At 42.1% G+C, this 26,174-nt stretch carries 21 protein-coding genes, 4 tRNA genes and 1 other annotated feature; of the genes, 20 read left to right on the plus strand and 5 right to left on the minus strand.

What is annotated here, in order from left to right; translation table 11 throughout:
• The first annotated feature begins 17 nt into the window (after window positions 1-17).
• The 9 genes from recA to luxS all read left to right on the plus strand — a co-directional run bounded on the left by recA (window position 18) and on the right by luxS (window position 7,903).
• The gene (gene recA, locus PR799_RS14060) at window positions 18-1,085 is read left to right on the plus strand and encodes a recombinase RecA (protein ID WP_272522489.1); all 1,068 of its coding nucleotides are present in this window, start codon (window positions 18-20) and stop codon (window positions 1,083-1,085) included.
• 325 nt (window positions 1,086-1,410) lie between these two features.
• Entirely contained in the window at window positions 1,411-4,038 is a 2,628-nt protein-coding gene (alaS, locus tag PR799_RS14065; RefSeq protein WP_272522490.1) for an alanine--tRNA ligase, read from the plus strand.
• 225 nt (window positions 4,039-4,263) lie between these two features.
• Window positions 4,264-4,449 carry a carbon storage regulator CsrA gene (gene csrA / locus PR799_RS14070; protein ID WP_004264815.1) on the plus strand — a complete coding sequence of 62 codons (186 nt, stop codon included), beginning with the start codon at window positions 4,264-4,266 and terminating at the stop codon, window positions 4,447-4,449.
• Between the two features lie 438 nt (window positions 4,450-4,887).
• A tRNA-Ser gene (locus tag PR799_RS14075) sits at window positions 4,888-4,980 on the plus strand.
• 11 nt (window positions 4,981-4,991) lie between these two features.
• Window positions 4,992-5,068 (plus strand) — tRNA-Arg (locus PR799_RS14080).
• A gap of 172 nt (window positions 5,069-5,240) precedes the next feature.
• Window positions 5,241-5,317 (plus strand) — tRNA-Arg (locus PR799_RS14085).
• 102 nt (window positions 5,318-5,419) lie between these two features.
• Window positions 5,420-5,496, plus strand: a tRNA-Arg gene (locus tag PR799_RS14090).
• A 185-nt stretch (window positions 5,497-5,681) separates the two neighbouring features.
• Entirely contained in the window at window positions 5,682-7,241 is a 1,560-nt protein-coding gene (gene gshA, locus PR799_RS14095; RefSeq protein WP_154628199.1) for a glutamate--cysteine ligase, read from the plus strand.
• Between the two features lie 146 nt (window positions 7,242-7,387).
• Window positions 7,388-7,903 carry an S-ribosylhomocysteine lyase gene (luxS, locus tag PR799_RS14100; RefSeq protein WP_272522491.1) on the plus strand — a complete coding sequence of 172 codons (516 nt, stop codon included), beginning with the start codon at window positions 7,388-7,390 and terminating at the stop codon, window positions 7,901-7,903.
• A gap of 84 nt (window positions 7,904-7,987) precedes the next feature.
• Here luxS and PR799_RS14105 read toward each other — a convergent pair whose 3' ends face one another.
• Complete coding sequence (locus tag PR799_RS14105; RefSeq protein ID WP_272522492.1) at window positions 7,988-9,274, minus strand: CNNM domain-containing protein; 1,287 nt, start codon at window positions 9,272-9,274, stop codon at window positions 7,988-7,990.
• A 45-nt stretch (window positions 9,275-9,319) separates the two neighbouring features.
• Window positions 9,320-10,111 (minus strand): cytochrome C assembly family protein, encoded by a 792-nt coding sequence (locus PR799_RS14110; protein ID WP_154639451.1) that lies wholly within the window; start codon window positions 10,109-10,111, stop codon window positions 9,320-9,322.
• A gap of 296 nt (window positions 10,112-10,407) precedes the next feature.
• Between PR799_RS14110 and ffh the strand changes: the two genes are divergently transcribed.
• From ffh to PR799_RS14150, 8 genes are all read left to right on the plus strand, one after another.
• Window positions 10,408-11,769 carry a signal recognition particle protein gene (ffh, locus tag PR799_RS14115; RefSeq protein WP_036949826.1) on the plus strand — a complete coding sequence of 454 codons (1,362 nt, stop codon included), beginning with the start codon at window positions 10,408-10,410 and terminating at the stop codon, window positions 11,767-11,769.
• 137 nt (window positions 11,770-11,906) lie between these two features.
• On the plus strand, window positions 11,907-12,155 hold the full coding sequence (rpsP, locus tag PR799_RS14120) for a 30S ribosomal protein S16 (RefSeq protein WP_036949828.1): 249 nt from the start codon (window positions 11,907-11,909) through the stop codon (window positions 12,153-12,155).
• 18 nt (window positions 12,156-12,173) lie between these two features.
• Window positions 12,174-12,722 (plus strand): ribosome maturation factor RimM, encoded by a 549-nt coding sequence (gene rimM, locus PR799_RS14125; RefSeq protein ID WP_272522493.1) that lies wholly within the window; start codon window positions 12,174-12,176, stop codon window positions 12,720-12,722.
• Between the two features lie 37 nt (window positions 12,723-12,759).
• Entirely contained in the window at window positions 12,760-13,524 is a 765-nt protein-coding gene (gene trmD, locus PR799_RS14130) for a tRNA (guanosine(37)-N1)-methyltransferase TrmD (RefSeq protein ID WP_154604584.1), read from the plus strand.
• A 41-nt stretch (window positions 13,525-13,565) separates the two neighbouring features.
• Complete coding sequence (gene rplS, locus PR799_RS14135) at window positions 13,566-13,919, plus strand: 50S ribosomal protein L19 (RefSeq protein ID WP_036949834.1); 354 nt, start codon at window positions 13,566-13,568, stop codon at window positions 13,917-13,919.
• Between the two features lie 458 nt (window positions 13,920-14,377).
• A complete protein-coding gene (locus PR799_RS14140) occupies window positions 14,378-15,472 on the plus strand; it encodes a 3-deoxy-7-phosphoheptulonate synthase (protein WP_154628195.1) in 1,095 nt (364 codons plus the stop codon).
• 13 nt (window positions 15,473-15,485) lie between these two features.
• Window positions 15,486-16,607, plus strand: a complete 1,122-nt coding sequence (gene tyrA / locus PR799_RS14145) for a bifunctional chorismate mutase/prephenate dehydrogenase (RefSeq protein ID WP_154628194.1) — start codon at window positions 15,486-15,488, stop codon at window positions 16,605-16,607.
• Between the two features lie 299 nt (window positions 16,608-16,906).
• The gene (locus PR799_RS14150) at window positions 16,907-18,463 is read left to right on the plus strand and encodes a methyl-accepting chemotaxis protein (RefSeq protein ID WP_272522495.1); all 1,557 of its coding nucleotides are present in this window, start codon (window positions 16,907-16,909) and stop codon (window positions 18,461-18,463) included.
• Window positions 18,464-18,536: 73 nt separating this feature from the next.
• Here PR799_RS14150 and pheA read toward each other — a convergent pair whose 3' ends face one another.
• The 3 genes from pheA to bamD form a co-directional block, all read right to left on the minus strand.
• Entirely contained in the window at window positions 18,537-19,709 is a 1,173-nt protein-coding gene (gene pheA, locus PR799_RS14155) for a bifunctional chorismate mutase/prephenate dehydratase (RefSeq protein WP_154639454.1), read from the minus strand.
• A 25-nt stretch (window positions 19,710-19,734) separates the two neighbouring features.
• Window positions 19,735-19,854 (minus strand) — a sequence feature (Phe leader region).
• Window positions 19,855-20,022: 168 nt separating this feature from the next.
• Entirely contained in the window at window positions 20,023-20,352 is a 330-nt protein-coding gene (gene raiA, locus PR799_RS14160; protein WP_154628191.1) for a ribosome-associated translation inhibitor RaiA, read from the minus strand.
• A 382-nt stretch (window positions 20,353-20,734) separates the two neighbouring features.
• Window positions 20,735-21,463, minus strand: a complete 729-nt coding sequence (bamD, locus tag PR799_RS14165; RefSeq protein WP_154604595.1) for an outer membrane protein assembly factor BamD — start codon at window positions 21,461-21,463, stop codon at window positions 20,735-20,737.
• 137 nt (window positions 21,464-21,600) lie between these two features.
• Here bamD and rluD point away from each other — a divergent pair, with 137 nt between their 5' ends.
• The 3 genes from rluD to clpB all read left to right on the plus strand — a co-directional run bounded on the left by rluD (window position 21,601) and on the right by clpB (window position 26,011).
• Window positions 21,601-22,578 (plus strand): 23S rRNA pseudouridine(1911/1915/1917) synthase RluD, encoded by a 978-nt coding sequence (gene rluD / locus PR799_RS14170; protein ID WP_154604589.1) that lies wholly within the window; start codon window positions 21,601-21,603, stop codon window positions 22,576-22,578.
• On the plus strand, window positions 22,578-23,312 hold the full coding sequence (gene yfiH / locus PR799_RS14175) for a purine nucleoside phosphorylase YfiH (protein ID WP_154628190.1): 735 nt from the start codon (window positions 22,578-22,580) through the stop codon (window positions 23,310-23,312). Before rluD ends, yfiH begins: the two co-directional genes overlap by 1 nt.
• Window positions 23,313-23,437: 125 nt before the next feature.
• Entirely contained in the window at window positions 23,438-26,011 is a 2,574-nt protein-coding gene (gene clpB, locus PR799_RS14180; RefSeq protein ID WP_154628189.1) for an ATP-dependent chaperone ClpB, read from the plus strand.
• The last annotated feature ends 163 nt before the right edge of the window (window positions 26,012-26,174 follow it).

A 26,174-nucleotide genomic window follows, 5' to 3' on the forward strand; every position in this document is an offset into this window, starting at 1 on the left:
TGCCTTAGGGAGTGAACATGGCTATTGATGAAAACAAACAAAAAGCACTTGCTGCGGCATTAGGTCAAATCGAAAAGCAATTCGGTAAAGGCTCCATTATGCGTCTTGGTGAAGACCGCACAATGGATGTTGAAACCATTTCAACAGGCTCTTTATCTCTTGACGTTGCTTTAGGTGCGGGTGGTTTGCCATTAGGGCGTATTGTTGAAATCTACGGTCCTGAATCTTCAGGTAAAACGACATTAACTCTGCAAGTTATTGCAGCAGCTCAACGTAGTGGTAAAACTTGTGCGTTTATTGATGCCGAACACGCGCTTGACCCTATCTACGCGAAAAAATTAGGCGTTGATATTGATAACCTTCTGTGTTCCCAACCAGATACGGGTGAGCAAGCGTTAGAGATCTGTGATGCATTAACTCGCTCTGGTGCAGTAGACGTGATCATCGTTGACTCCGTTGCAGCATTAACACCAAAAGCTGAAATTGAAGGCGAAATCGGTGATTCTCATATGGGCCTTGCGGCGCGTATGATGAGCCAAGCAATGCGCAAATTAGCGGGTAACCTGAAAAATTCAAATACTTTACTGATTTTCATCAACCAGATCCGTATGAAGATTGGTGTGATGTTTGGTAACCCAGAAACCACGACTGGTGGTAACGCGCTGAAATTCTACGCTTCTGTCCGTTTAGATATCCGCCGTATTGGTGCTGTGAAAAACGGTGAAGAAATTGTTGGTAGCGAAACTCGCGTTAAAGTTGTGAAAAACAAAGTCGCGGCGCCATTTAAACAAGCTGAATTCCAAATCCTCTATGGTGAAGGAATCAATACCTTCGGTGAGCTGATTGACTTAGGTGTTAAACATAAGCTGATTGAAAAAGCGGGTGCTTGGTACAGCTATAACGGCGACAAAATTGGTCAAGGTAAAGCGAACTCGACAACTTACCTGAAAGAACATCCTGAAGTTGCACAAGAAATTGATAAAAAGCTGCGTGATTTATTATTAAACCACACAGGTGAATTTAACAGTGTAGCAACTGATTTCATCAGTGATTCTGATGAAGAAGAGGTTCCAGAAGAATTTTAATTCAACGCTAACGTGTTGAAATAAATTGATATCAAAAGCGCCATTCTTAATTGATTGGCGCTTTTTTGTTTCTGCCTATCACAATAATAGTTTATTGCACAGTTTTTCTGTGGAAAAATACCCTAGCCAGAGGTATAAACATACTTTCAGAAAATATTCAGACGCTTTACAATGAAAGCCGCGAATGGATGTATCTATATTTTACTTCTATACAAAGAGACTTTATCTTATCAGTCACTTTTTAATCGGAGAGTTGATTAGAGGTGATGTTACATTCCATCTCAACAATTCGTAATTCTGTTTCCAGCTTGATATCGGGATAAATATGAGTAAAAGCACCGCTGAGATCCGTCAAGCGTTTCTCGACTTTTTCCATACGAAAGGTCATCAGGTGGTAGCCAGCAGTTCGCTAGTGCCAAATAATGACCCAACACTATTGTTCACTAACGCAGGGATGAACCAGTTCAAAGATGTATTTCTTGGTCTGGATAAACGAGCATATTCCCGAGCGACAACCGCACAACGTTGTGTACGTGCAGGTGGTAAACATAACGACTTAGAAAACGTGGGCTATACCGCTCGCCACCACACATTCTTTGAAATGCTAGGTAATTTTAGCTTCGGTGATTATTTTAAACACGATGCTATTCGCTTTGCATGGGAACTTTTAACCAGCGAACAGTGGTTTAACCTACCAAAAGAAAGACTGTGGGTTACTGTATACGCGACTGACGATGAAGCTTACGATATTTGGAACAAAGAAATTGGTGTTCCTGTCGAGCGTATTATTCGCATTGGTGATAACAAAGGCGCTCCTTACGCATCTGACAACTTCTGGCAGATGGGTGACACAGGGCCTTGCGGGCCTTGTACCGAAATTTTCTTTGACCATGGCGATCATATCTGGGGTGGTCCTCCAGGAAGCCCTGAAGAAGATGGCGACCGCTATATTGAAATCTGGAACCTCGTCTTTATGCAGTTCAACCGTCAATCTGACGGTACCATGGAGCCGCTACCAAAACCGTCTGTAGATACAGGCATGGGGCTGGAGCGTATTTCTGCGGTTCTGCAACACGTGAATTCTAACTATGAAATCGATATTTTCCGCGAACTGATTGCTGCAGCAGCAGAAGCGACAGGTGCAACTGACTTGTCCAACAAATCTCTGCGCGTTATTGCTGACCATATTCGTTCATGCGCGTTCTTGGTGAGCGATGGCGTAATTCCATCCAACGAAGGTCGTGGTTACGTTTTACGTCGTATTATTCGCCGTGCGGTACGTCATGGTTATATGCTGGGTGCGAAAGAAACGTTCTTCTATAAATTAGTTTCTACCCTAATTAAAGTGATGGGACCTGCTGCAGAAGAGCTACAGCGTCAACAAGCTTTAGTTGAGAAAGTATTAAAAACTGAAGAAGAACAGTTTGCGCGTACTTTAGAGCGCGGTCTGCAATTATTAGATGAAGAGTTGGCATCACTGAAAGGCGATACGCTAGATGGTGAAACCGCATTCCGTCTCTATGATACTTATGGATTCCCGTTAGATTTAACGGCGGACGTATGCCGCGAGCGCAACCTCAAAGTAGATGAAGAAGGCTTTGAGCGTGCAATGGAAGACCAGCGTCGTCGTGCGAGAGAATCAAGCGGCTTCGGTGCAGACTATAACGCCCTGATCAAAGTTGATAAACACAGTGAATTCTCTGGCTATCAGCATGATGAACAGCAAGCGACTATCACAGCATTATATAAAGATGGTCAGCCGGTTGATTCCCTGCAGGCGGGTGATGAAGGGTTAGTGATCCTTGATAAAACGGCATTCTACGCAGAATCTGGTGGTCAAGTTGGTGATACTGGTGTTCTCAAAAATGACAGCGCTAGCTTTACTGTGACTGATACCCAAAAATATGGTCAAGCAATTGGTCATGTGGGTAAGGTTGAATCAGGTTCATTAGTTGTTAACCATCGAATTGCGGCTATAGTCAATAGTGAAAGACGTAATGCTATTCGTTTAAACCACTCGGCGACTCACTTATTACATGCAGCATTACGCCAAGTCTTAGGCGAGCACGTTTCTCAAAAAGGCTCGTTGGTGAATGACAAGTATCTCCGTTTTGACTTCTCTCATTTTGAAGCGATGACACAACAGCAACTGCGTCAAGTGGAAGATATTGTGAACGCTCAGATCCGTCAAAACTCAGAAATTGAAACTGAGTTGATGGATTTAGAGGGGGCGAAAGCGAAAGGGGCTATGGCATTATTCGGTGAAAAATATGAAGAGCGCGTACGTGTTCTGAGTATGGGTGATTTCTCCATCGAATTATGTGGTGGTACACATGCTAGTCGCACAGGGGATATTGGCCTATTCAGTATCTTAAGTGAGTCTGGTACCGCTGCAGGGGTTCGTCGTATCGAAGCGACAACTGGTGCAGCTGCGATGGAGCACTTACATACTCAGTCAGAACAACTTTCTGCGATTGCTCACCTGTTAAAAGGTGACGTAAATAGCTTAGTTGAGAAAGTTAAAGCTGCATTGGATAAATCACGAAATCTTGAAAAAGAGATTTTGCAATTAAAAGATCAGCAAGCCTCTCAAGAAAGTGCTTCACTGGGTAGTAAAGCGAAAGATGTTAAAGGTATCAAACTATTAGTTAGTCAATTAAGCGATACTGATCCTAAACTATTGAGAACAATGGTCGATGATCTAAAAAATCAGCTGAAATCGGCGATTATCGTGCTTTCAACCACAAGTGGTGATAAAGTCAGTATAATTGTTGGTGTGACTAATGATTTGACTGCTAAAATTAAAGCAGGTGATTTGGTATCCTACGTTGCTCAACAAGTAGGCGGTAAAGGTGGCGGTCGACCAGACATGGCGATGGCTGGAGGTACTGACGTAAGCGCATTACCAACAGCGATGGAAAGTGTCGAACAATGGGTTGATTCTAAACTGTAATTGCTGCGAAGTTACCCCATTTTAGTGGGGTAACTTTAATCTGTTGCAGCATTGTTAATATGTTGCCGGTAGTGTTATATTTTGCTTGTAAATAATTAGAATTATTGCCTTGATGGCATCAATGCTTTAGGTGAATGTCATTGCTTTACGTTTTCACGGTGTGTGATGGACAATAGCGGGGAATACCTAGAGACCCGACTCTTTTAATATTTCAAGGAGCAAAGAATGCTTATTCTGACTCGTCGAGTTGGTGAAACACTCATGATAGGCGATGAGGTAACAGTGACCGTATTGGGCGTAAAAGGCAACCAAGTACGTATTGGTGTTAATGCCCCAAAAGAAGTTTCTGTTCACCGTGAAGAAATTTATCAACGGATCCAGGCCGAAAAGACTCAACCAGACAATCAATAATAATGAATAAGCGTCCAGTGAGTTATCACACAGCAATAATGGGCGCTTGTCTTTCTCTTTTTTATCTTTAGTGATTCCCTAATTTTTCTATTCTTTAATTGGCTTAACACATTATGTTAGTGTTGAGCGCTATCTCTTTGAATGAATCCACCTTTCTTCCTGTACTATTTTCATACTGCTAAGCTACACGCTATCAACTTTCTCCATTTTTTCCTGAATTTTTTATAATAAGATTGAAGATAATAAAAGGGCAAAAAAGCACGGAAACATCGCTTTTTCGGTGTTAAACTAATCATCTTGCTTGTGAAATGTGCAAACGATCATTGGAATGCAAAAAGTTTGGAAAAATTGTTTGACTTCTAAGTCTAGGAAAGTAATATGTGCGCCACACAGAGACGAGATGTTTAAACAAAAACAAATCGCATGTGACTAAAATATGGTGAGGTGGCCGAGAGGCTGAAGGCGCTCCCCTGCTAAGGGAGTATGCGGTCAAAAGCTGCATCGAGGGTTCGAATCCCTCCCTCACCGCCATTTTAGGCTCTGCATCCGTAGCTCAGCTGGATAGAGTACTCGGCTACGAACCGAGCGGTCGGAGGTTCGAATCCTCCCGGATGCACCATTTTCTACCTTATGAGTAAAACTGATAGGGTGATGTTTTAGTTTATAGCGAACTAAAGCAAAAGTAGTTTAGATTTAATATGGTTTTAAAGCTAACAAGATTTACAACCATAAATATTGAAGTAGATTTTGATTAAGCAGTATTGAGAGAGAAGTACGTATTGCACTAAAATGCATCCGTAGCTCAGCTGGATAGAGTACTCGGCTACGAACCGAGCGGTCGGAGGTTCGAATCCTCCCGGATGCACCATCTCTTAAACATTTCTGTCAGTATCAATAATTCTGTCATCAATTCAATGAATCCAAATTACTGCTGTAGTTATACAGCATCGATTGATAATCGACAAATTCTGCATCCGTAGCTCAGCTGGATAGAGTACTCGGCTACGAACCGAGCGGTCGGAGGTTCGAATCCTCCCGGATGCACCATCATTAAGAAACTCCTCAATCTGAGGAGTTTTTTTTTGCCTAAAATCCTAATTTGCTATCTTCCTTCCTTTTCTTTCTGTTTTCTCATCGGGTAAACCACACATCTAGACAGCGACAATTTATGTGATTTAAGCTAAAGTAATCACCTTATTAAAATAAAACTAAATCACAGGCGGGAGGTCGATTTGATCCCGGACGTATCAAAAGCGCTCTCATGGTTAGAAGCGCACCCGGAAATTCTCAATGGCATTCAACGCGGTATTGAGCGTGAAACACTACGCGTGACACCTCAAGGTGCGTTAGCCGAGACATTACATCCAGATGAGCTGGGGAAAGCCCTTACCCATAAATGGATCACCACGGATTTTGCGGAATCCTTACTCGAATTTATTACTCCTGTAGATAAAAGCATTAGCCACAACTTGGCTTTTTTGCGGGATCTGCATCGCTATACGGCACGTCATTTACACGATGAAAGAATGTGGCCGTTAAGTATGCCTTGCTTTATTGCAAGTGAAGATAAGATCACATTAGCGCAATACGGTAGCTCCAATGTGGGGCAGTTTAAAACGCTGTATCGTGAAGGGTTAAAAAACCGCTATGGGGCATTAATGCAAACCATCGCGGGTGTTCACTATAATTTCTCATTTCCAATTGAGTTTTGGAAAGCGTGGGCGGGTGTTGAAGATGCAGAAAGCGGAAAGGAAAAAATTTCTGAAGGCTATTTACGTCTAATCAGAAACTACTATCGCTTTGGTTGGGTGATCCCATACTTATTTGGCGCATCTCCCGCTATTTGCGGCTCTTTCTTAAAGAACAGAGAAACCACACTGAACTTTAACAAGACCGAGTGCGGTACTTATTATCTGCCTTACGCAACGTCATTGAGAATGAGCGATTTAGGTTACACCAATAAATCTCAGAGTGATTTAAATATTACGTTTAACCACCTTGACGAATATGTGGAAAATCTGAAAAAAGCCATTCACAAGCCTTCCGCTGAATTTGAAAAGCTGGGCGTGAAAAAAGATGGCAAGTACGTTCAGTTGAACACCAATGTGCTACAGATCGAGAATGAGCTGTATGCGCCAATTCGTCCGAAGCGTGTCCCTCAAGGTAACGAATCGCCTTCTGATGCATTATTACGTGGTGGTATCGAATACATTGAAGTTCGCTCCCTCGATATCAATCCATTTAGCCCTATTGGGGTTAATGAAACCCAAGCTCGCTTTGTAGATTTATTCCTTATTTGGTGCGTGCTTGCAGATGCCCCGGAAATGAATGTTCAAGAGTTGGATTGCTGCCGCAAAAACTGGAGCCGTGTGATCCTTGAAGGTCGTAAACCGGAGCAGGTGATTGGCTTTGGCTGTGGTAGCGAGCTCAAACCATTGGTTGAAGTGGGACAAACGTTGTTTAAAGATCTGATCCGTGTGGCTGAAGTTTTGGATACCTGCTGTGATGCAAAATACAAAGATGTGTGTCATCAGTTTGTCGCCATGTTTGAAGATCCAAACTTGACCTATTCAGCGCTGGTGATGGACGAAATGCTGGAAAAAGGTATCGGTGGCTATGGGTTAGAATTAGCTGAAAAATACTATCAGCAGTTAATTAATGAACCTTATGAAGTGATCACTGAAGAACAGTTTGAACAAGCACGTTTGGCTTCAATTGAGAAGCAGAAGCGAATGGAGCAAGATCAGAGCGAAAGCTTTGAAGAGTATCTTAAGATCCACGCAGGACGCTAAAAGAAAATGGCCACAACGAGGTGGCCAAATAAAAAATCTTTTAAAGAATTAGGGATGATAACAATTTGCGCGTCTTTCACATATTAAGACTCTGCATTTTTGGATTAGTTTCATTTTTTTTAAATTATTTTTTTGGAGGTCATGAAATGCCGTTATTAGACAGTTTTACTGTGGATCATACGCGTATGGCTGCTCCTGCTGTTCGTGTAGCGAAAACGATGACAACGCCTCATGGAGACACTATCACCGTATTCGATTTACGCTTTACAGTTCCAAATAAAGAAGCAATGACAGAAAAAGGAACGCATACGCTAGAGCACCTTTTTGCTGGCTTCATGCGAGATCACCTTAATGGTAACGGTGTTGAAATCATCGATATTTCGCCAATGGGATGCCGTACAGGCTTCTATATGAGCTTGATTGGTCAACCGGATGAACAACGTGTTGCAAAAGCTTGGAAGGCCTCTATGCAAGATGTACTGCATGTGCAAGACCAAAACAAGATCCCAGAGCTTAATGTGTACCAATGTGGTACTTACATGATGCACTCTCTTGAAGAAGCTCAGCAAATTGCCCGAAATGTGCTAGCGAAAGATATTCTCGTCAATAAAAACGATGAACTTGCATTGCCAGAAGAAAAGCTCGCCCAGCTTCATGTTTAGTTGTTGAAAAAAACAGACTAAAAAGCCTTAAAATCACCGATCAATGGATCAGGGTTTTAAGGCTTTTTTCTTTGAAATGAACAATTAAAATTCAGGGGTTTGTGAGTCAAAACCGAGCGGGGTGATTTTTACCTGCTTGATAATATTATCGTTGATTACTAAAACTTCGATAACATAGTGGCCAATAACAATTTGTTCTTCAGGCTGCGGAATATCACCTAATACCTCTAAAACCATCCCATTCACGGTTCTAGGACCATCAATAGGGAGGTTCCAATCAAATGCTTTATTCAGGTCGCGAATGTTTGCTGTTCCATCCACAAGGACGCTACCGTCGCTCTGAGGCATGACTTCTTCAGCTAAAGAAGGGGACATTGACGTTGTGAAGCCACCGACAATTTCTTCCAAAATATCTTCGACAGTGATCAAACCTTGGATCTCGCCATATTCATCAACGATGATGCCTAGCTTCTCTTTTTTATGCTGGAAATTAACCAACTGAACGTTGAGTGGCGTGCTATTTGGTATGAAATAGATACTATCGGCAGCTTTGATCAAGTTCTGCTTGTTGAACTCGCGTTTTTCTACCATCAATCGATAAGCTTCTCGCACACGCAAAATACCAATCAAATCATCAAGAGAATCACGATACAGGACAATACGTCCATGAGGGGAGTGAGTGAGCTGCCTAACAATCGACTTCCAATCATCATTAATATCGATACCGACAATTTCATTACGTGGCAGCATAATATCGCCAACAGTGACTTTGTCTAAATCAAGAATTGAAATCAGCATGTCTTGATTGCGGCGGCTGAGCTTGTTTTTGGACTCGTGAACAATAGTGCGTAACTCTTCTTTGTTGACAGCATCGTTACGGGTGTTTGAGACTTTTATTCCACAGCAGCGCATAAAAAGGGCGGAAACAGTATTAAACGCCCACACGACAGGTAACATGATTTTTTGCAGTGGCGTAAGAATAAAGCTACTAGGGAAGGCAATACGCTCTGGGTACAGTGCCGCGATGGTTTTTGGCATCACTTCTGCAAATAACAAAATAACAAATGTGAGCACACCAGTTGCAATGGCGACACCCATATTGCCATATAAGCGGATCCCGATAATGGTCGCGAGAGCAGAAGCAACAATGTTGATTAGGTTGTTACCAATCAATACTAAGCCCAGTAAGCGGTCGGGGTGGCGTAGTAGTTTTTCAACGCGGATAGCGGAGCGATTACCTTGTTTCGCTAAGTGTTTTAACCGATAACGGTTCAACGTCATCATACTGGTTTCTGACGCTGAAAAATAAGCGGATAAAAAAATTAAAACAATCAGTATGATGATTAGAGTACCAGTAGATACTTCATCCAAAACAAGGTTCCTTATTTATAACGGTCGTTTAAGACTAAAATGGCTCTACACCATAGTTAATTGCTGAATTAATCGATTACCAAAAAACGCTAAGGTAAGGATAAGTGAACCGCCCACATGGAAAAAGAGGACGCGTTTGCCTCGCCATCCACCATGAAAATGCCCCCACAGCAAAATAACGTAAACAAACCAAGCAATAACGGAGAGTACGGATTTGTGGATATTCTCTTTATCAAAGATGTTATCCATATAAATAAAGCCCGTGCACAGCGTTAAGGTCAAGAGAATGACGCCCACCTGAGTGACGTGAAACATTTTGCGTTCAATGACCATCATTGGCGGCATATCAGGGCTAAATTTCAGAATTTTGTTTTTAAGCTGGTAGTCAATAATGGCAACTTGAAACGCATATAACGCCGCGATAAGCAACGTAGCATAGCTTAATAAGGCTAAGCCAATATGGACAAATAATGGGGTGCTTGCCTCTAAATGAGTAATAAACTCACCAGGCATAATCGTAGATAAAATCAGGTTAATAATCGCGAAACTATACACAATAGGGGTTAAGTACCACGCACGCCCTAAATAGGAAACCACCGTCATAATCAAACACATTAAGAGACTGACAGAGGAGCCTAAATTTAAGAGGGTGAGATTTTGCCCGCTGGCTTCACTAAAAATTTGTAATTTCAACGTGATTGCGTGAGTAACCATCGCCACGATAGCTAATAAAATAGCCAATCGACGATAAAGAGCTTGCTTGCGCACTTGTCCGGGAACGATCAGCAGCAGACTGACCATGTATGTACAAACTGCTATGACTGCAAATACGGGCATAGTATAGTGTCGTTATTCATTTTAAGTGGATAGTAATTAACTAGTATAACCCGTGCAAGTGTAGGCTCCAACTATTGGTATGACGTATCGCTGTATATTCTTTACTAATCGCTCATTTAGGCTGCTCACTTAGCTTAATGAAACGAAACAGCGAAACCCCATCAAGTATGATACAATCGGCGACCAACACAGCGTTGAATTGTGCCGTGGCTATCTTGAGTTTGCCCTTGAAATATAGCGCGCGAGTAACCAAATAAGGCTACATATAGGCCCATAACAGAATTGAGCTAAGACACATGTTTGATAATTTAACTGACAGACTATCGCGCACTTTGCGCAATATCAGCGGGCGTGGACGTCTGACTGATGACAATATTAAAGATACATTACGCGAAGTTCGCATGGCGTTACTGGAAGCCGACGTTGCTTTGCCAGTCGTCCGTGAATTTATTCAAAAAGTCAAAGAAAGTGCTGTTGGTCAAGACGTTAATAAAAGCCTAACACCGGGTCAAGAGTTCATTAAAATTGTTCAAAATGAACTGACCCGCGCAATGGGTGAAGAAAATCACCAGCTGAATTTATCTGCTCAGCCTCCGGCTGTTGTGTTGATGGCAGGTTTGCAAGGTGCGGGTAAAACAACCAGCGTTGCAAAACTGGGTAAACTGTTAAAAGAAAAACAAAAGAAAAAAGTCTTAGTAGTTTCTGCCGACGTTTATCGTCCAGCGGCGATCAAACAGTTAGAAACTTTAGCACAAGCGGTTGGTGTTGATTTCTTCCCATCTGAAGTGCAAGAAAAGCCAGCGGCAATCGTTCAAAAAGCCTTAAAGCACGCACAATTACAATTTTACGATGTGTTGTTAGTAGATACAGCCGGTCGCTTACACGTTGATGAAGCGATGATGGAAGAGATCCAAGAAGTCCATCGTATAATCAATCCAGTTGAAACCTTGTTTGTGGTTGATGCCATGACAGGGCAAGATGCAGCTAACACAGCGAAAGCTTTTAATGAAGCATTGCCATTAACTGGGGTCGTTTTAACCAAAGTTGACGGTGACGCGCGTGGTGGTGCTGCATTATCTATTCGCTCCATTACCGGTAAGCCAATCAAATTCTTAGGGGTTGGTGAAAAAACTGACGCCCTTGAGCCATTCCACCCTGAACGCGTGGCTTCACGTATTTTAGGCATGGGGGATGTGTTATCTCTGATTGAAGAGATTGAACACAAAGTTGACCGTGATGAAGCTGAAAAATTAGCGAAGAAGTTGAAAACAGGGGATACCTTTGATTTTAATGACTTCTTAAACCAGCTAAAACAGATGCGTAATATGGGCGGAATGACTAGCATGCTGAGTAAGATGCCAGGCATGTCCCAGTTACCAGATGCGGTTAAATCCCAAATGGATGACAAAATTACCATCCGTATGGAAGCGATGATCCAATCCATGACACGCAAAGAACGCGAAAAACCCGAGATTATTAAAGGATCACGCAAACGCCGTATTGCTGCGGGTTCTGGAACCACAGTACAAGAGGTTAATAAACTCTTAAAACAGTTTGATGATATGCAGCGCATGATGAAAAAGATGAAGAAAGGCGGTCTCGCCAAGATGATGCGCGGTATGAAAGGTATGATGCCTCCGGGTTTCCCGGGGCGTTAAGCAGTAAAGCCTGAAACAAAAGTGTACTTTTGATTGATTTTTTCGTCAAAGTGAGTAAACTTTTCGGGCTTTTTATATAACAACCGGACTCTATCCCTCGATGGAGTCTGGTTGTTTTGTTAACTAATGAGGATGTTATGGTAACAATTCGTTTATCTCGTGGCGGCGCTAAAAAACGTCCGTTCTACCAAATCGTTGTAACCGATAGCCGCAATGCGCGTGACGGTCGTTTCATTGAGCGTATCGGTTTCTTCAACCCGATCGCTGCAGGTCAAGCAGAAGAACTGCGTTTAGACCTAGACCGTATTGAGCATTGGGTTGGCTTAGGCGCAACTGTTTCTGACCGTGTTGCACAACTGGTCAAACAAGCTAAAAAAGTAGCTTAATCTGTCACGGTGGTAACAATGAGCAAGCAAACTAAACTACTGCCTCCTGCAAACCCAATTGTATTGGGCAAATTAGGCGCGGCATACGGTATTCGTGGTTGGCTCAAAGTTTTTTCCTCCACCGAACATGCTGAAAGTATTTTTGATTATCAACCTTGGTTTATCCAACGCTCTGGTCAGTGGCAACATATTGAAATAGAAGATTGGAAACATCATAACAAAGATATCATCGTCAAGCTCAAAGGGGTCGAAGACCGCGATGCAGCTGCTCTATTGACCAATTTTGAAATTGCGGTTGATTCAACCCAACTTCCTGATTTGGGCAACGACGAATACTACTGGAAAGACCTTATGGGTTGCCATGTAGTGACGTCTGAGGGTTACGACCTTGGTACTGTCATTGATATGATGGAAACGGGATCGAATGACGTTCTCGTGATCAAGGCAAATTTAAAAGATGCATTTGGCATCAAGGAGCGGTTAGTTCCGTTTCTTGATGGGCAGGTTATCAAGAAAGTCGATCTCTCCACCAAAATTATTGAAGTGGAGTGGGATCCTGGTTTTTAAATCTCCGGTTTACCGGTTTTTATGAGTGGGATAAATCATGTGGATTGGGGTAATTAGCCTGTTTCCCGAAATGTTCCGCGCAATAACCGAGTACGGGGTAACTGGTCGGGCAGTGAAAAATAGCCTGCTAACGGTTGAGTGTTGGAATCCGAGAGATTTTACTCACGATAGACACAAAACTGTTGATGATCGCCCCTATGGTGGTGGTCCAGGCATGCTGATGATGGTGCAACCGTTAAAAGATGCAATCCACGCAGCAAAAGCTGAGGCCGGTGATGGTGCAAAAGTGATTTATCTTTCACCTCAAGGTCGCAAACTCGGTCAAGACGGAGTTTGTGAACTGGCAACAAACGAGAAGATAATTCTTGTTTGTGGTCGTTATGAAGGTATTGATGAGCGGATCATTCAAACCGAAATTGATGAAGAATGGTCAATCGGTGATTACGTTCTCAGTGGTGGGGAGCTCCCTGCTATGGTGTTGATAGACTCAGTCTCTCGGTTTATTCCTGGAGTTCTAGGTCATCAAGCTTCAGCTCAAGAAGATTCTTTTGCGGATGGCTTGTTAGATTGTCCTCACTATACCCGACCAGAGGTGTTAGACGGCATGCAAGTTCCTGACATACTACTTTCAGGAAACCATGCCAAGATCGATAGCTGGCGCATGAAGCAGTCACTCGGTCGTACCTGGCTTAGAAGACCTGAGCTTCTAGAAAGCCTAGCTCTGACTGACGAGCAGAGGATGTTGCTAGCTGAATTCCAACGGGAATATCAGGCTGAGCAACCAGTGAATCCAGACAATTAATTGTCTAAACATATCAGTTTACCTAGGGTAAGAGAGTTATTATGAGCAACATTATTAAACAACTTGAACAAGAGCAGATGAAGCAGGACGTACCTTCATTCCGTCCGGGTGACACCGTGGAAGTTAAGGTATGGGTCGTAGAAGGCTCTAAAAAACGTCTGCAGGCATTTGAGGGCGTGGTTATCGCTATCCGTAGCCGCGGTCTGCATTCTGCATTCACTGTTCGTAAAATTTCTAACGGCGAAGGTGTTGAGCGTGTATTCCAAACTCACTCTCCAGTCGTAGATAGCATTGCTGTTAAACGCCGTGGTGCTGTTCGCAGAGCTAAACTGTACTACCTGCGTGAGCGTTCTGGTAAGGCAGCTCGTATCAAAGAGCGTCTGAACGCCAAGTAATACGCTTTCGCTACATCCGAAAGTTAAAAGGCCCGCATATTTGCGGGCCTTTTTTATATTCGTCATATATTCGTCATATTTCAAGTTCTCGCGGTGTTAGCTACGTTCATTCGCACTAGTCACATACTCATGTATGCTCCTAGCGACTCATTCTCTTGCCGCCTAGCGACAACTCGAACTATTTAGAATATATCGTTCAATAAACTCCAATGTGTAAACTTATGTTTACTTATTTTATTAATGCTTTGCTTTTTAATATGAAATTTTTGCTTGTTATTCATTAATGTTATTTAAATTCAATGGTATAAAATAATGTAATTTTTTATGTACACTCAATTAAATTATTTTACAGTTTTGGATTGAAATCTTTACGATGCATGATATGTTATCTCTCACGCACCAAACACAAGATCGATAAATAACATCACTAATAAATAATAAGCTAAGTAGGTAATCAAATGATCATGCAAAAAGATGTACTCAATAACGTGAATATTCAAGACGAGCAGGTTCTTATCACCCCTGAAAGTCTGAAACAAAAATACCCATTGAGTCACAGCAACCTGCATGCCATTGCGACATCGCGTAAAGTGATTGCTGATATTATTCATCAGCGTGATCCGCGCTTACTCGTGGTATGTGGTCCTTGTTCAATCCATGATGTAGATGCTGCCATCGAATACGGTGAGCGTTTACAGAAACTTGCCGCTGAGTTAAGTGATAGCTTATATATTGTGATGCGTGTGTACTTTGAAAAACCACGTACAACCGTGGGTTGGAAAGGCTTAATTAGCGATCCATTTATGGATGGCAGCTTTGAAATGGAAAAAGGGCTACACATTGCCCGCGATTTATTGACCAACTTAGTGAATATGGGATTACCACTGGCAACAGAAGCGTTAGATCCTAATAACCCACAATACTTAGGTGACTTATTCAGTTGGTCAGCAATCGGAGCGAGAACCACGGAATCCCAAACTCACCGTGAAATGGCATCCGGCTTATCAATGCCAGTCGGTTTTAAAAACGGCACAGACGGCAGTTTATCTACCGCCATCAATGCGTTAAAAGCCGCTGCAATGCCACATCGCTTTATGGGAATCAATCAATCAGGTCAAGTTTGCTTGCTGCACACCAGCGGCAATAAAAATGGTCATGTGATCTTACGTGGTGGCAAAACACCAAACTATGATGAGCAAAGTATTGCAGCTTGTGAAGCAGAAATGAAAAAAGCAGGACTAGAGCCATCGTTAATGGTGGACTGCAGCCACGGTAACTCAAATAAAGATTTCCGTCGTCAGCCACTGGTGGTTGATTCAATCATCGAACAAATTGTTAATGGTAATGAATCAATTACAGGTATTATGCTTGAAAGCCATATTAATGAAGGCAACCAGTCATCAGAACAGCCACGTGAGAATATGAAATATGGGGTTTCGGTGACAGATGCATGCATTAATTGGGATGAAACTGAGTCTGTGCTGCGTAAATTACACCAAGCATTATCCCCAGTGCTTGAGCAGCGTGGGCAGAAATTAAGTAAAGTGAGCTGAGCAAGGGATTGGTATGTCTGCTGAATTATCCCATTTACGGGAACAGATTGATGAAGTTGATAAGTCATTATTAGATTTGTTAGCCAAACGGCTTCAGCTAGTGGCTGAAGTCGGCGAAGTCAAAAGCCAGCATGGATTACCTATTTACGTGCCTGAGCGTGAATCCAGCATGTTGGCAGCTCGCCGAGCAGAAGCGGAGCGAATGGGGATCCCGCCTGATCTGATTGAAGATATTCTTCGTCGAATCATGCGTGAGTCCTATGCGCGCGAAAATGACAAAGGATTTAAAACATTGAACCCTACCGCCGGCCCGATTGTGATCGTCGGTGGGAATGGAAAAATGGGGCGGTTATTTCATCGTCTGCTCTCCCTGTCTGGTTATCAGGTTAAATTGCTGGGTGAGCAGGATTGGGATAATGCGGCGTCAATAGTTTCTGGTGCAAGCGTGGTGATAGTCAGTGTACCTATCCACCTCACTGTTGATGTCATTAAACGTTTGCCTACTTTAGATCCAGAAACAATTTTAGTGGATATTGCTTCTGTGAAGCAAAAGCCACTCGAGGCTATGCTGTCAGTGCATCAAGGCCCTGTATTAGGGTTACATCCGATGTTTGGTCCTGATATTGGCAGTGTTGCCAAGCAAGTTTTTGCATTCTGTGATGGGCGAAAAGCGGAATCTTACCAGTGGCTACTGGAGCAGCTACAAGTTTGGGGCGCGCGCTTGAAAGCGATTAAGCCTGAAGAACACGATCGTAATATGAGTTTTATTCAGGCGTTACGCCACTTTACGACGTTTACTTATGGGCAAAATTTAGCGAAAGAGCAGGTTGATCTACAGCAGTTGTTGGATCTCTCTTCCCCAATTTATCGTCTTGAATTGGCAATGGTAGGGCGCTTGTTTGCACAAGATCCGCAATTGTATGCAGATATCATCATGTCTTCGGATGAAAATGTTGAATTGATCCGCCGTTATTACCAGCTTTTGGGGCAATCCATTGAAATGCTGGAGCGTAAAGATAAAGCCGAATTTATTCGACAATTTGAGCAAGTTAGCCAGTGGTTTGGTGAAGATGCTCATCATTTCATGAAAGAAAGCCAGTCTCTATTACAACGGGCGAACGATAACCGTAAATAATCTCTTTTAGCCATTACTCTATAAATCGATGAAAAAGGGTAATGGCTATCTTTATGCTAAAAGTGCTAAATACATTTTCATTATTAATATTTATAATAAATAAGTAATTGTACTTATTTCTGTAGTTTATCCTAAATTTACAATTGGGCTTCTTCCTTGGGTGGGTTTATCCACTAATTAATTAGAAATTAATCAGTTTATAATGTCGATATTTATAAATTAAACGATTTATCTAATAAAGATCCCTTGTCATTGACCGATAACACTAATCATTAAATGATGATAAGTGTGGTAAACCTATGTCTTTTAAGCACCTCAAAATTAGTTTGAAATTAACTATCGCGTTTGGCGTTTTCATCACGCTAATTGTTTTAAGTTCCCTGTTTTCATTAGTGAATATGAATCGTGCAAATGAAAGCATTCAGAACGTCATTTTTAAAAGTTATCCAATAACCGCTAATGCAAACTCGGTGATGGATAACTTTTATTCTTATATTGGTATTCAAGAATTGATTTTATTGGATGACCGAGGGAGTGAAAAACGCAAAGAAGAGCTGGGTAAAATTAGCCAAAACATTTCTGATCTGCTGGATGAGTTAGACCGAAGCATAACCGATAGCCGTTCTCGCGAGGTGCTTGATAATATCCAAGAAGTGAGAGCTAAATTTATTAGTGCTCAGCAACAGATGATGGAGTTTATGAATCAGGGCAATCGCCAAGCTGCGATTGAAATGATGATGACAAAAACATCTGCTATTCAACGAGAATATCGTGAGCAAGTCCAAAACCTGATAGCCATCCAAAACATGTTGATGCAAGAAACCGGTTATCAGGTGGAAGATGACTATAAAGCAAATCGTGTTTTATTAGCATTTTTATCAATCATCAGTATTGTTGTGGGTTGCGTTATGGGGTGGTACATCACGCGTATTATCACTCGACCTTTAGAGCAAGCAGTTGATTTTGCTAAATCGATTGCCAGTGGTGATTTGACCCAAAATATTCAAGCACAATCTAAAGATGAAACAGGGATTTTACTTGAGTCGCTCAGCGAAATGAAAGGGCATCTACTTGAGATTGTCCAAGAGGTTCAAAATGGTTCTGAGAGTATTTCTGCGGCAGCAGGGCAAATTGTCGCGGGTAATCAGAACTTAGCGGCTAGAACGGAAGAGCAAGCAGCTTCTGTTGAGCAAACGGCAAGTTCGATGGAGCAAATCACATCAACGGTACAGAACACCACTGAACATACCCATGAAGCGACAATGTTGGCTGACAATACGGCTGTGACAGTCAAAAACAATGGTCAGATGATGGTTCAGCTAACTGATAAAATGCGTGCAATTAATGGTTCGTCTCAAAAAATGACGGATATCATTAATTTAATCGACTCTATTGCCTTCCAAACGAATATCTTAGCCTTGAACGCGTCCGTTGAAGCAGCAAGGGCGGGAGAGCATGGTCGTGGATTTGCGGTAGTGGCGGGGGAAGTGAGATTACTGGCACAAAAAAGCGCTGCATCGGCCAGTGATATTCGTTCATTAATCGAAAATTCTTCCTCACAAACCCAAGAAGGGATGGAATTGGTTGAACAAGCCAGCCAGCAGATCCACGGAATGGTTGCCAGTGTTGAAGAGATGAATGCGTTGCTGCGTGAAATTGGCCAAGCGAGTAGAGAGCAGAGCGATGGTATTTCACAAATTAACAGCGCTGTGGGGCAGTTGGATCTAACCACTCAACAAAATGCGGGACTGGTAGAAGAGTCAGTGGTGGCAGCTGATTCGTTAAATGACCAAGCTTACCATCTTCAAAACTTAGTTAATTACTTTAAGCTCAGCGCGACAATACAAAAATCGTGATTGGCATAAATCGTAATTAATAAAAATAACACAGGCGAATAACCTGTGTTATTTTTTTGAGCCAAAATTAAAACTAAGGCGCCATTTTTTCTGGTTCTACAGGAACGATATTTTCAGATGGGTAGCAGCCAAGAATTTTAATTGAGCGGGTGATCTCCGCTAATTCTTTCAGTGCTTGTTGCATATTATCTGAACGCAAGTTAGCGTGAACATCCACATAAAACATCTCTTCCCACGGCTTACCATTAATTGGACGCGATTCTAATTTACTCATCACTATCTTATTATTTTTTAAGATAATCAAAGCATCCACTAATGCACCAGCTTGTTGACCTGTTGTGATCAGTAATGTGGTTTTCGCAGGAACTTGTTCAGTCACTTCAATCGCTCGTGGAGCCACAACAATAAAGCGAGTCATATTAATTTGCTGATTCGCTAAGTTATGCTCCAAAACCGTTAAGCCATATAAAGCACCGCCCGCTTCACTTCCTAATGCAGCAACATTAGGGGAATTATGTTCTGCCACTTTTTGCATGGCTGTAGATGTGCTGTCGCAATATTCAATTTTCCAATGGGGGAATTGAGATAAATATTGGCTACATTGCTGGAATGGCTGAGGGTGGCTATAAACCGTATCAATCTTACTTAATTCACTACCTGGGGTAGTCAGCAAGCAATGGTTAATCGGCAAACGAATTTCACCGACAATGGATAATGATGTATTTTGCAGTAAATCGTAAACATCATTAATTGCCCCTGAGCTGGTATTCTCAATAGGCAAAATACCGTAATCTGCTTGGCCACTTTCAACGAGTGAAAAGATATCTTGGAACTTATGGCAGCTGCATTCAACCAGTTGATCAAAATGACGAGCTGAATATTGACGCGCGGCAACATGGGAATAAGAACCTTTCGGCCCTAAAAATGCAAATCTTGCGGTATCGCTTGGTGTCAGGTTTAAATGTTTTTGCAGGATAGCTTGTTGAGTCAGAACAGAATCCTCAATGATCATCTGAAACAAGCGTGTAATATAAAAACCATCAAGACCCAGAGGCGTGCCTTTATTAATTAATACATCGAGTAATTGGCGTTCACGCTCTTTATCACGGATTGGGCGGTTATCATCGATTTTAGTTTCCGCAACTTCAATTGCATAGCCTCGACGTTTTGCAAGAAGCCCAAGGAGTTCACTGTCTAACTGGCTAATTTTCTCACGGACTTTCAGTAAATTAGTGCTATTTTCCATTCTGCGACCCTATCAAACATCAGTGAATAAAAAAGCCCCCTAGGTAGGGGGCTTTAAAATATTGTCTTCTTTTTTTTCTCGAACGACAAAAGCCCCTTAATGTGAGTGGCTAAAGAAGAAAAAGAAAACAGTATTTAGTTTCATGGGAAATCCTTTCGAGTGAAGTTATTCAAATAGACATGATAGTGAACGAGAAGTCAACAAAAAACAGCGCACAACGTAAAAACGCGCCCATGATGAGCGCGTTTGGAAGGTTTCAAGATAAGTGGATTGATAATATAAAAATATAACGTAACTACTTAAACGTAACTGATTACAACGTTTCTAGATTCGCTTCTTTTACACTACTAGTTGCCCTTCTTGATTCTCCTTTATGTTGCACTTTGTTTAACTGTCTTTCGAGTTTGTTGATAAGGTCATTTATTGCAACGTACATATCTTCATGCTTAGCACTTGCTACCAACTGTCCGGTAGCGGTTTTTATGTTGGCATCAACCATAAAACCTTGAGGCTCTTTTGATAGCACCACGTGGGGGCTAATCAGGGAAACTTGCCATTTATCGAGTTTTGCTAGACGGCTTTCAATGTGCTCACGAATTGCGGGAGTGATGTCCATTTGTTTGCTAGTAATGTTAACTATCATATAGTTACCTCTCATTGTTTCCGTCTTTGATGAATTCAGAATACCGATATCTAGGAATAAAAAAATGATCTAGATCACACTTAAATTATGGGGGAGAGGGTACCCACTTGAAGTGTGATTTTGGCTAAAAAAGGCAGGTAAAAGGATTGCCAAAATAACTATATTGAGGGAGACTGAAAGAGTTGGCTATCGACACGGTAAATAGCCGGTACTTTTTTTGGGTAAAATTTTAGGGTATGAATTTTAAAAGAAAAAGTTCAAAACTATCTCTTACTTGTATTCATATTTAAACCTGCAGTATTTCAAATCACGATTAAAACTATCAAAAAAACAGCAGCCGAAGCTGCCGTTCTTATTTCAATCGATAGCGTTAAAAAGCAATTTATTGGTTTGCTGCAATAATGCTGCCGACTTTATTTGCTTCTTTGTCTAAGCCCATCTCTTTATACGCAATTTCCATATATCCGAGCGCTTGACGTGTTGCTTCTGTATCTGGATAGTCACGTAACATTTGTTGGACACGATTAACAACCGCGACATAGGCCCCACGTTTGTTGTAATATTCAACGACAGAGAGATCAAATTTTGCCAAACGATCTTTTAAGTAAACTAAACGCTTACTTGCATCGTTGGAATATGGGCTGTTCGGATAGTAACGAACTAGCTGGCTCAAGTCTTTGAACGCAACCAATGCGTGTTGTGGGTCTCTGTCAGAGCGATCGATACCAAAGAAACCTTGTAACATGCTGTCATCTAACGCCATTGCCGTTAAGCCACGCATGTAAAGTACGTAGTCAATATTTGGATGAGTTGGGTTTAAACGCATGAAACGGTCAATCGAAGCTATCGCCATTGGTAGCTCAGCTGATTTATAATAGGCGTAAATCAGGTCTAACTGTACTTGCTGAGCATACGGACCAAACGGGTAGCGGTTATCCAACGCTTCAAACTGTTTAATTGCCGCGCTATAGTTACCGTCCTGTAATTTTTGCTGACCTGTACTATAAATCTCAGCTGGGGAACTATCGGGGCTGACTTCGTTATTGCTGGAGCATCCGGCGAGAGCCAGGCTCAACGTGGCAGCTGCCACCAGATATTTCATACGTATCATCACGTGTTGGTTATCCTCTGACTGTATCGAGGGAGTCTATCCGTAAGGCTCCCGGCAAAATTCGAGTTACAATAGCATACATTTTAAATGAAACGGCAGCGCCGTCAAAACACAAACACCAAAAAGTAGATTAATTTATGGCTCAACAAGTACAATTAAGTGCAACTATCGCAGAATCACAGCTTGGTCAACGTTTAGATCAAGCTTTGGCTGAATTGTTCCCCGATTATTCACGTTCTCGAATAAAAGAATGGATTTTAGACGATAGAGTGCAGGTTAACGGCAAAGTTATCAATAAGGCAAAAGAAAAAGTTTTAGGTGGTGAACAAATTTCCATCGATGCCTTAATTGAAGAAGATTCCCGTTGGGAACCTCAAGATATTCCACTTGACGTTGTTTATGAAGATGAAGATATCCTAATTATTAATAAACCGCGTGATTTAGTTGTTCATCCAGGGGCTGGCAACCCGGACGGAACCATTTTAAACGCATTATTATATCGCTATCCTGAAATCGCGGATGTACCAAGAGCGGGTATTGTTCACCGTTTAGACAAAGACACAACTGGGCTGATGGTTGTCGCTAAAACGGTTCCAGCACAAACTCACTTAGTGGAAGCGTTGCAACGCCGTGAAATTACGCGTGAATATGAAGCGGTCGCCGTTGGTCGTATGACAGCGGGCGGTATGGTGGAAGAGCCAATTTCTCGCCATCCAACCAAAAGAACGCACATGGCAGTGCATCCAATGGGCAAACCTGCGGTGACTCACTATCGTGTAATGGAACATTTCCGTGCACATACGCGCTTACGTTTACGCTTAGAAACTGGCAGAACGCACCAAATCCGTGTTCATATGGCGCATATTAACCATCCATTAATTGGCGATCCATTATACGGTGGTCGACCACGTCCACTGAAAGGAGCAACAGAAGAGTTCCTCGAAGTGATGCGTAGTTTTGATAGACAAGCATTGCACGCGACAATGCTGCGTCTTTATCACCCAATCACTGGGATCCAAATGGAATGGCATGCGCCATTGCCTGATGATATGGTGAAATTGATTGAAGCACTGAAAGCAGACACTGAACTTCACAAAGACGATATGGACTGGTAATGAATACGTTGATTTTCCCTGATTGGCCGCAGCCTAAAAATATTTCAACATGCAGTACAACTCGTGCTGGTGGAGTGAGCCTTCCACCTTTTGATAGCCTAAATTTAGGTGACCATGTTGAGGATTTGCCTGAGGCAGTCAGTGAAAATCGTTATCGTCTTGAAAAGCTAGCTCAATTGCCACAGCAACCCGTGTGGCTTGAGCAAGTTCACGGTACTCATGTTCTGCACTTAACGGGAAGTGAGATTAAAAATCGTCAAGCGGATGCGGTGTATACCAATCAAGTTGGTCAAGTGTGTGCCATTATGACGGCGGATTGCTTGCCAGTATTGTTTTGCAGCCGCGATGGTAAAGAAGTGGCTGCCGCTCATGCTGGGTGGCGAGGTCTTTGCAATGGCGTATTGGAAAATACGCTAGCGGCATTTAATGCACAACCAAGTGACATTATGGTGTGGATGGGACCCGCTATTGGTCCTGAGAGATTTGAAGTTGGTGTAGAAGTTAAACAAGCATTTATTCATCAATCAGCCGATCTTGCGGATGCGTTTACACCTCACAATGACAAATTTCTGGCAAACATCTATTTACTCGCACGTAAAAAGCTACAAGCAGCGGGCGTTTCCGCCATTTATGGCGGTGAATTTTGTACAGTAAGTGATGAAAACAGATTTTTTTCCTACCGACGTGAGGGACGAACAGGAAGAATGGCATCCCTTATATGGATAAATAACTAGTTCATGGAATAATATTCCAAATTAACAAATATTGAAAAAATAATCCCGCCTAAAACTTGAATATTTAAAAACAGACCGCATCTTATCTCCAGTAGCAAATTTAATCATATTCTATTGGAGGTGTTATGCGTCTGGATCGTTTAACTAATAAATTCCAGCAAGCTCTCGCTGACGCCCAGTCATTAGCCCTTGGGCGCGAAAATCAGTTTATTGAACCAATTCATTTACTCAGTGCTTTGTTTAATCAAGAAAGTGGCACCGTGCGTCCATTATTGACGACGCTCGGCGTGAACGCAGTTGCGTTCGAAAACAAAATTGAAGATGCATTGGCTCGGCTCCCTCAAGTACAAGGTGTTGCTGGGGATGTACAACCATCAAGTGACTTAATGCGTCATTTGAACTTATGTGACCAGCTGGCTCAGAAAAATGGGGATGACTTTATCTCCTCAGAACTATTTCTGCTCGCTGCTTTAGAAGCCAATACAACCCTCGCTGATATGTTAAAAACAGCAGGTGTTAATAAAGACAATTTGAAAAAGGCAATAGAACAGATGCGTGGTGGCGAAAAAGTGAATGACCAAAGCGCTGAAGACCAGCGCCAAGCTTTGAAAAAATTTACTGTTGATTTAACCGAACGTGCAGAACAAGGGAAATTAGACCCTGTGATTGGTCGTGATGAAGAAATTCGTCGTACCATCCAAGTATTACAACGTCGTACTAAAAATAACCCAGTATTAATTGGTGAACCTGGTGTAGGTAAAACGGCGATTGTTGAAGGACTTGCACAACGTATCGTCAATGGTGAAGTCCCTGAAGGATTGAAAAACAAACGTGTATTATCACTGGATATGGGTGCACTGATTGCAGGGGCGAAATATCGTGGTGAATTTGAAGAACGCTTGAAAGGTGTTCTGAATGACCTTGCTAAACAAGAAGGTAACGTCATTCTGTTTATCGATGAATTGCATACTATGGTAGGTGCGGGTAAAGCCGACGGCGCGATGGATGCCGGTAACATGTTAAAACCTGCACTGGCTCGTGGTGAACTGCACTGTGTGGGGGCAACAACTCTTGATGAATATCGTCAATATATAGAGAAAGACCCTGCGTTAGAGCGTCGTTTCCAAAAAGTATATGTTGCAGAACCATCAGTCGAAGACACTATCGCTATCTTGCGTGGTTTGAAAGAGCGTTATGAGTTGCACCATCATGTGCAAATTACTGATCCTGCAATTGTTGCAGCTGCTACATTATCGCACCGTTACATTACAGACCGTATGCTGCCAGACAAAGCTATCGACTTAATCGATGAAGCCGGTGCCAGCTTACGTATGCAGATGGATTCAAAACCAGAATCTTTAGACAGACTGGAAAGACGTATTATCCAATTAAAACTGGAACAACAGGCACTGAAAAAAGAGTCGGATGATGCCAGTAAAAAACGTCTGGAAATGTTAGAAGAAGAGCTGGTGGAAAAAGAGCGTGAATATTCTGCATTAGAAGAAGAGTGGAAAGCAGAGAAAGCATCATTAACTGGCACCCAACACATTAAAGCTGAATTAGAAAATACGCGTATTGAGATGGAAAAAGCGCGTCGTAACGGTGATTTGGCGAAAATGTCTGAGTTGCAGTATGGACGTATTCCTGAGTTAGAAAAACAGTTAGAAGCAGCGACGAAAGCAGAAGGTAAAAGCATGAAGCTTTTACGTAATAAAGTGACCGACGTCGAAATCGCAGAAATTCTGGCTCGTTGGACAGGTATTCCAGTATCAAGAATGCTTGAAAGCGAAAGAGAAAAACTGTTACGAATGGAACAACAGCTGCACCAACGTGTGATTGGTCAAGATGAAGCGGTTGTGGCCGTGTCGAATGCTATCCGTCGTAGTCGCGCAGGGTTGTCAGATCCAAACCGCCCAATTGGTTCGTTTATGTTCTTAGGCCCTACTGGGGTAGGTAAAACTGAATTATGTAAGGCACTGGCAAACTTTATGTTTGATAGTGACGACGCCATGGTTCGTATCGATATGTCCGAGTTTATGGAGAAACACTCTGTATCTCGTTTAGTCGGTGCACCTCCGGGATATGTGGGCTATGAAGAAGGTGGTTATTTAACTGAAGCGGTAAGACGCCGTCCATATTCAGTTATTTTGCTGGACGAAGTTGAAAAAGCGCACCCTGATGTATTTAACATCTTGCTACAAGTATTAGATGACGGTCGTTTAACTGATGGACAAGGTAGAACGGTAGATTTCCGTAATACTGTAATTATCATGACGTCAAACTTAGGCTCCGATCTTATCCAAGAACGTTTTGGCATGATCGGTTATTCAGAAATGAAAGATATGGTGATGGAAGTTGTCGCTCATAACTTCAGACCTGAATTTATTAACCGTATTGATGAAGTCGTGGTATTCCATCCATTAGGTAAAGAGCAAATTACGAATATTGCGAATATTCAATTAGCTCGTTTATATAAACGTTTGGAAGAACATGGTTATGAAGTCACTGCAACAGCGGCTGCATTAGAGAAAATTGGTGAAGCTGGTTTCGATCCAATCTTTGGTGCTCGTCCGTTGAAACGTGCAATTCAGCAAGAGATTGAAAACCCACTGGCACAAGAAATTCTGTCAGGCAGATTAATCCCGGGCAAACCAATTACTCTGGATGTTGAAAACGATGAAATCGTAGCGAAGCAGTAAGTAAGCGCTCGGTTATTATCGATAAGTAAGTTAAAAGGCGACCCGAAGGTCGCCTTTTTCATGACTATAATGCCAAAATGAATACAAAAATGGCGTTTTTTGTTGAAAAAATACACGTGAAGTATAAAGGGTAATCAGTTGGAAATTATTTTTCAAAAAACAC

It is taken from the genome of Providencia sp. PROV202 (assembly GCF_028479565.1).
GTDB classification, from domain to species: Bacteria; Pseudomonadota; Gammaproteobacteria; order Enterobacterales; family Enterobacteriaceae; genus Providencia; species Providencia zhijiangensis.

What these genes read in the sequence shown, in the direction of transcription:
- recA (WP_272522489.1), top strand. Translation starts at nt 18, where the DNA reads ATGGCTATTGATGAAAACAAACAAAAAGCACTTGCTGCGGCATTAGGT.
- alaS (WP_272522490.1), top strand. Translation starts at nt 1,411, where the DNA reads ATGAGTAAAAGCACCGCTGAGATCCGTCAAGCGTTTCTCGACTTTTTC.
- csrA (WP_004264815.1), top strand. Translation starts at nt 4,264, where the DNA reads ATGCTTATTCTGACTCGTCGAGTTGGTGAAACACTCATGATAGGCGAT.
- luxS (WP_272522491.1), top strand. Translation starts at nt 7,388, where the DNA reads ATGCCGTTATTAGACAGTTTTACTGTGGATCATACGCGTATGGCTGCT.
- PR799_RS14110 (WP_154639451.1), bottom strand. Translation starts at nt 10,111, where the DNA reads ATGCCCGTATTTGCAGTCATAGCAGTTTGTACATACATGGTCAGTCTG.
- ffh (WP_036949826.1), top strand. Translation starts at nt 10,408, where the DNA reads ATGTTTGATAATTTAACTGACAGACTATCGCGCACTTTGCGCAATATC.
- rpsP (WP_036949828.1), top strand. Translation starts at nt 11,907, where the DNA reads ATGGTAACAATTCGTTTATCTCGTGGCGGCGCTAAAAAACGTCCGTTC.
- rimM (WP_272522493.1), top strand. Translation starts at nt 12,174, where the DNA reads ATGAGCAAGCAAACTAAACTACTGCCTCCTGCAAACCCAATTGTATTG.
- trmD (WP_154604584.1), top strand. Translation starts at nt 12,760, where the DNA reads ATGTGGATTGGGGTAATTAGCCTGTTTCCCGAAATGTTCCGCGCAATA.
- rplS (WP_036949834.1), top strand. Translation starts at nt 13,566, where the DNA reads ATGAGCAACATTATTAAACAACTTGAACAAGAGCAGATGAAGCAGGAC.
- PR799_RS14140 (WP_154628195.1), top strand. Translation starts at nt 14,378, where the DNA reads ATGATCATGCAAAAAGATGTACTCAATAACGTGAATATTCAAGACGAG.
- tyrA (WP_154628194.1), top strand. Translation starts at nt 15,486, where the DNA reads ATGTCTGCTGAATTATCCCATTTACGGGAACAGATTGATGAAGTTGAT.
- PR799_RS14150 (WP_272522495.1), top strand. Translation starts at nt 16,907, where the DNA reads ATGTCTTTTAAGCACCTCAAAATTAGTTTGAAATTAACTATCGCGTTT.
- pheA (WP_154639454.1), bottom strand. Translation starts at nt 19,709, where the DNA reads ATGGAAAATAGCACTAATTTACTGAAAGTCCGTGAGAAAATTAGCCAG.
- raiA (WP_154628191.1), bottom strand. Translation starts at nt 20,352, where the DNA reads ATGATAGTTAACATTACTAGCAAACAAATGGACATCACTCCCGCAATT.
- bamD (WP_154604595.1), bottom strand. Translation starts at nt 21,463, where the DNA reads ATGATACGTATGAAATATCTGGTGGCAGCTGCCACGTTGAGCCTGGCT.
- rluD (WP_154604589.1), top strand. Translation starts at nt 21,601, where the DNA reads ATGGCTCAACAAGTACAATTAAGTGCAACTATCGCAGAATCACAGCTT.
- yfiH (WP_154628190.1), top strand. Translation starts at nt 22,578, where the DNA reads ATGAATACGTTGATTTTCCCTGATTGGCCGCAGCCTAAAAATATTTCA.
- clpB (WP_154628189.1), top strand. Translation starts at nt 23,438, where the DNA reads ATGCGTCTGGATCGTTTAACTAATAAATTCCAGCAAGCTCTCGCTGAC.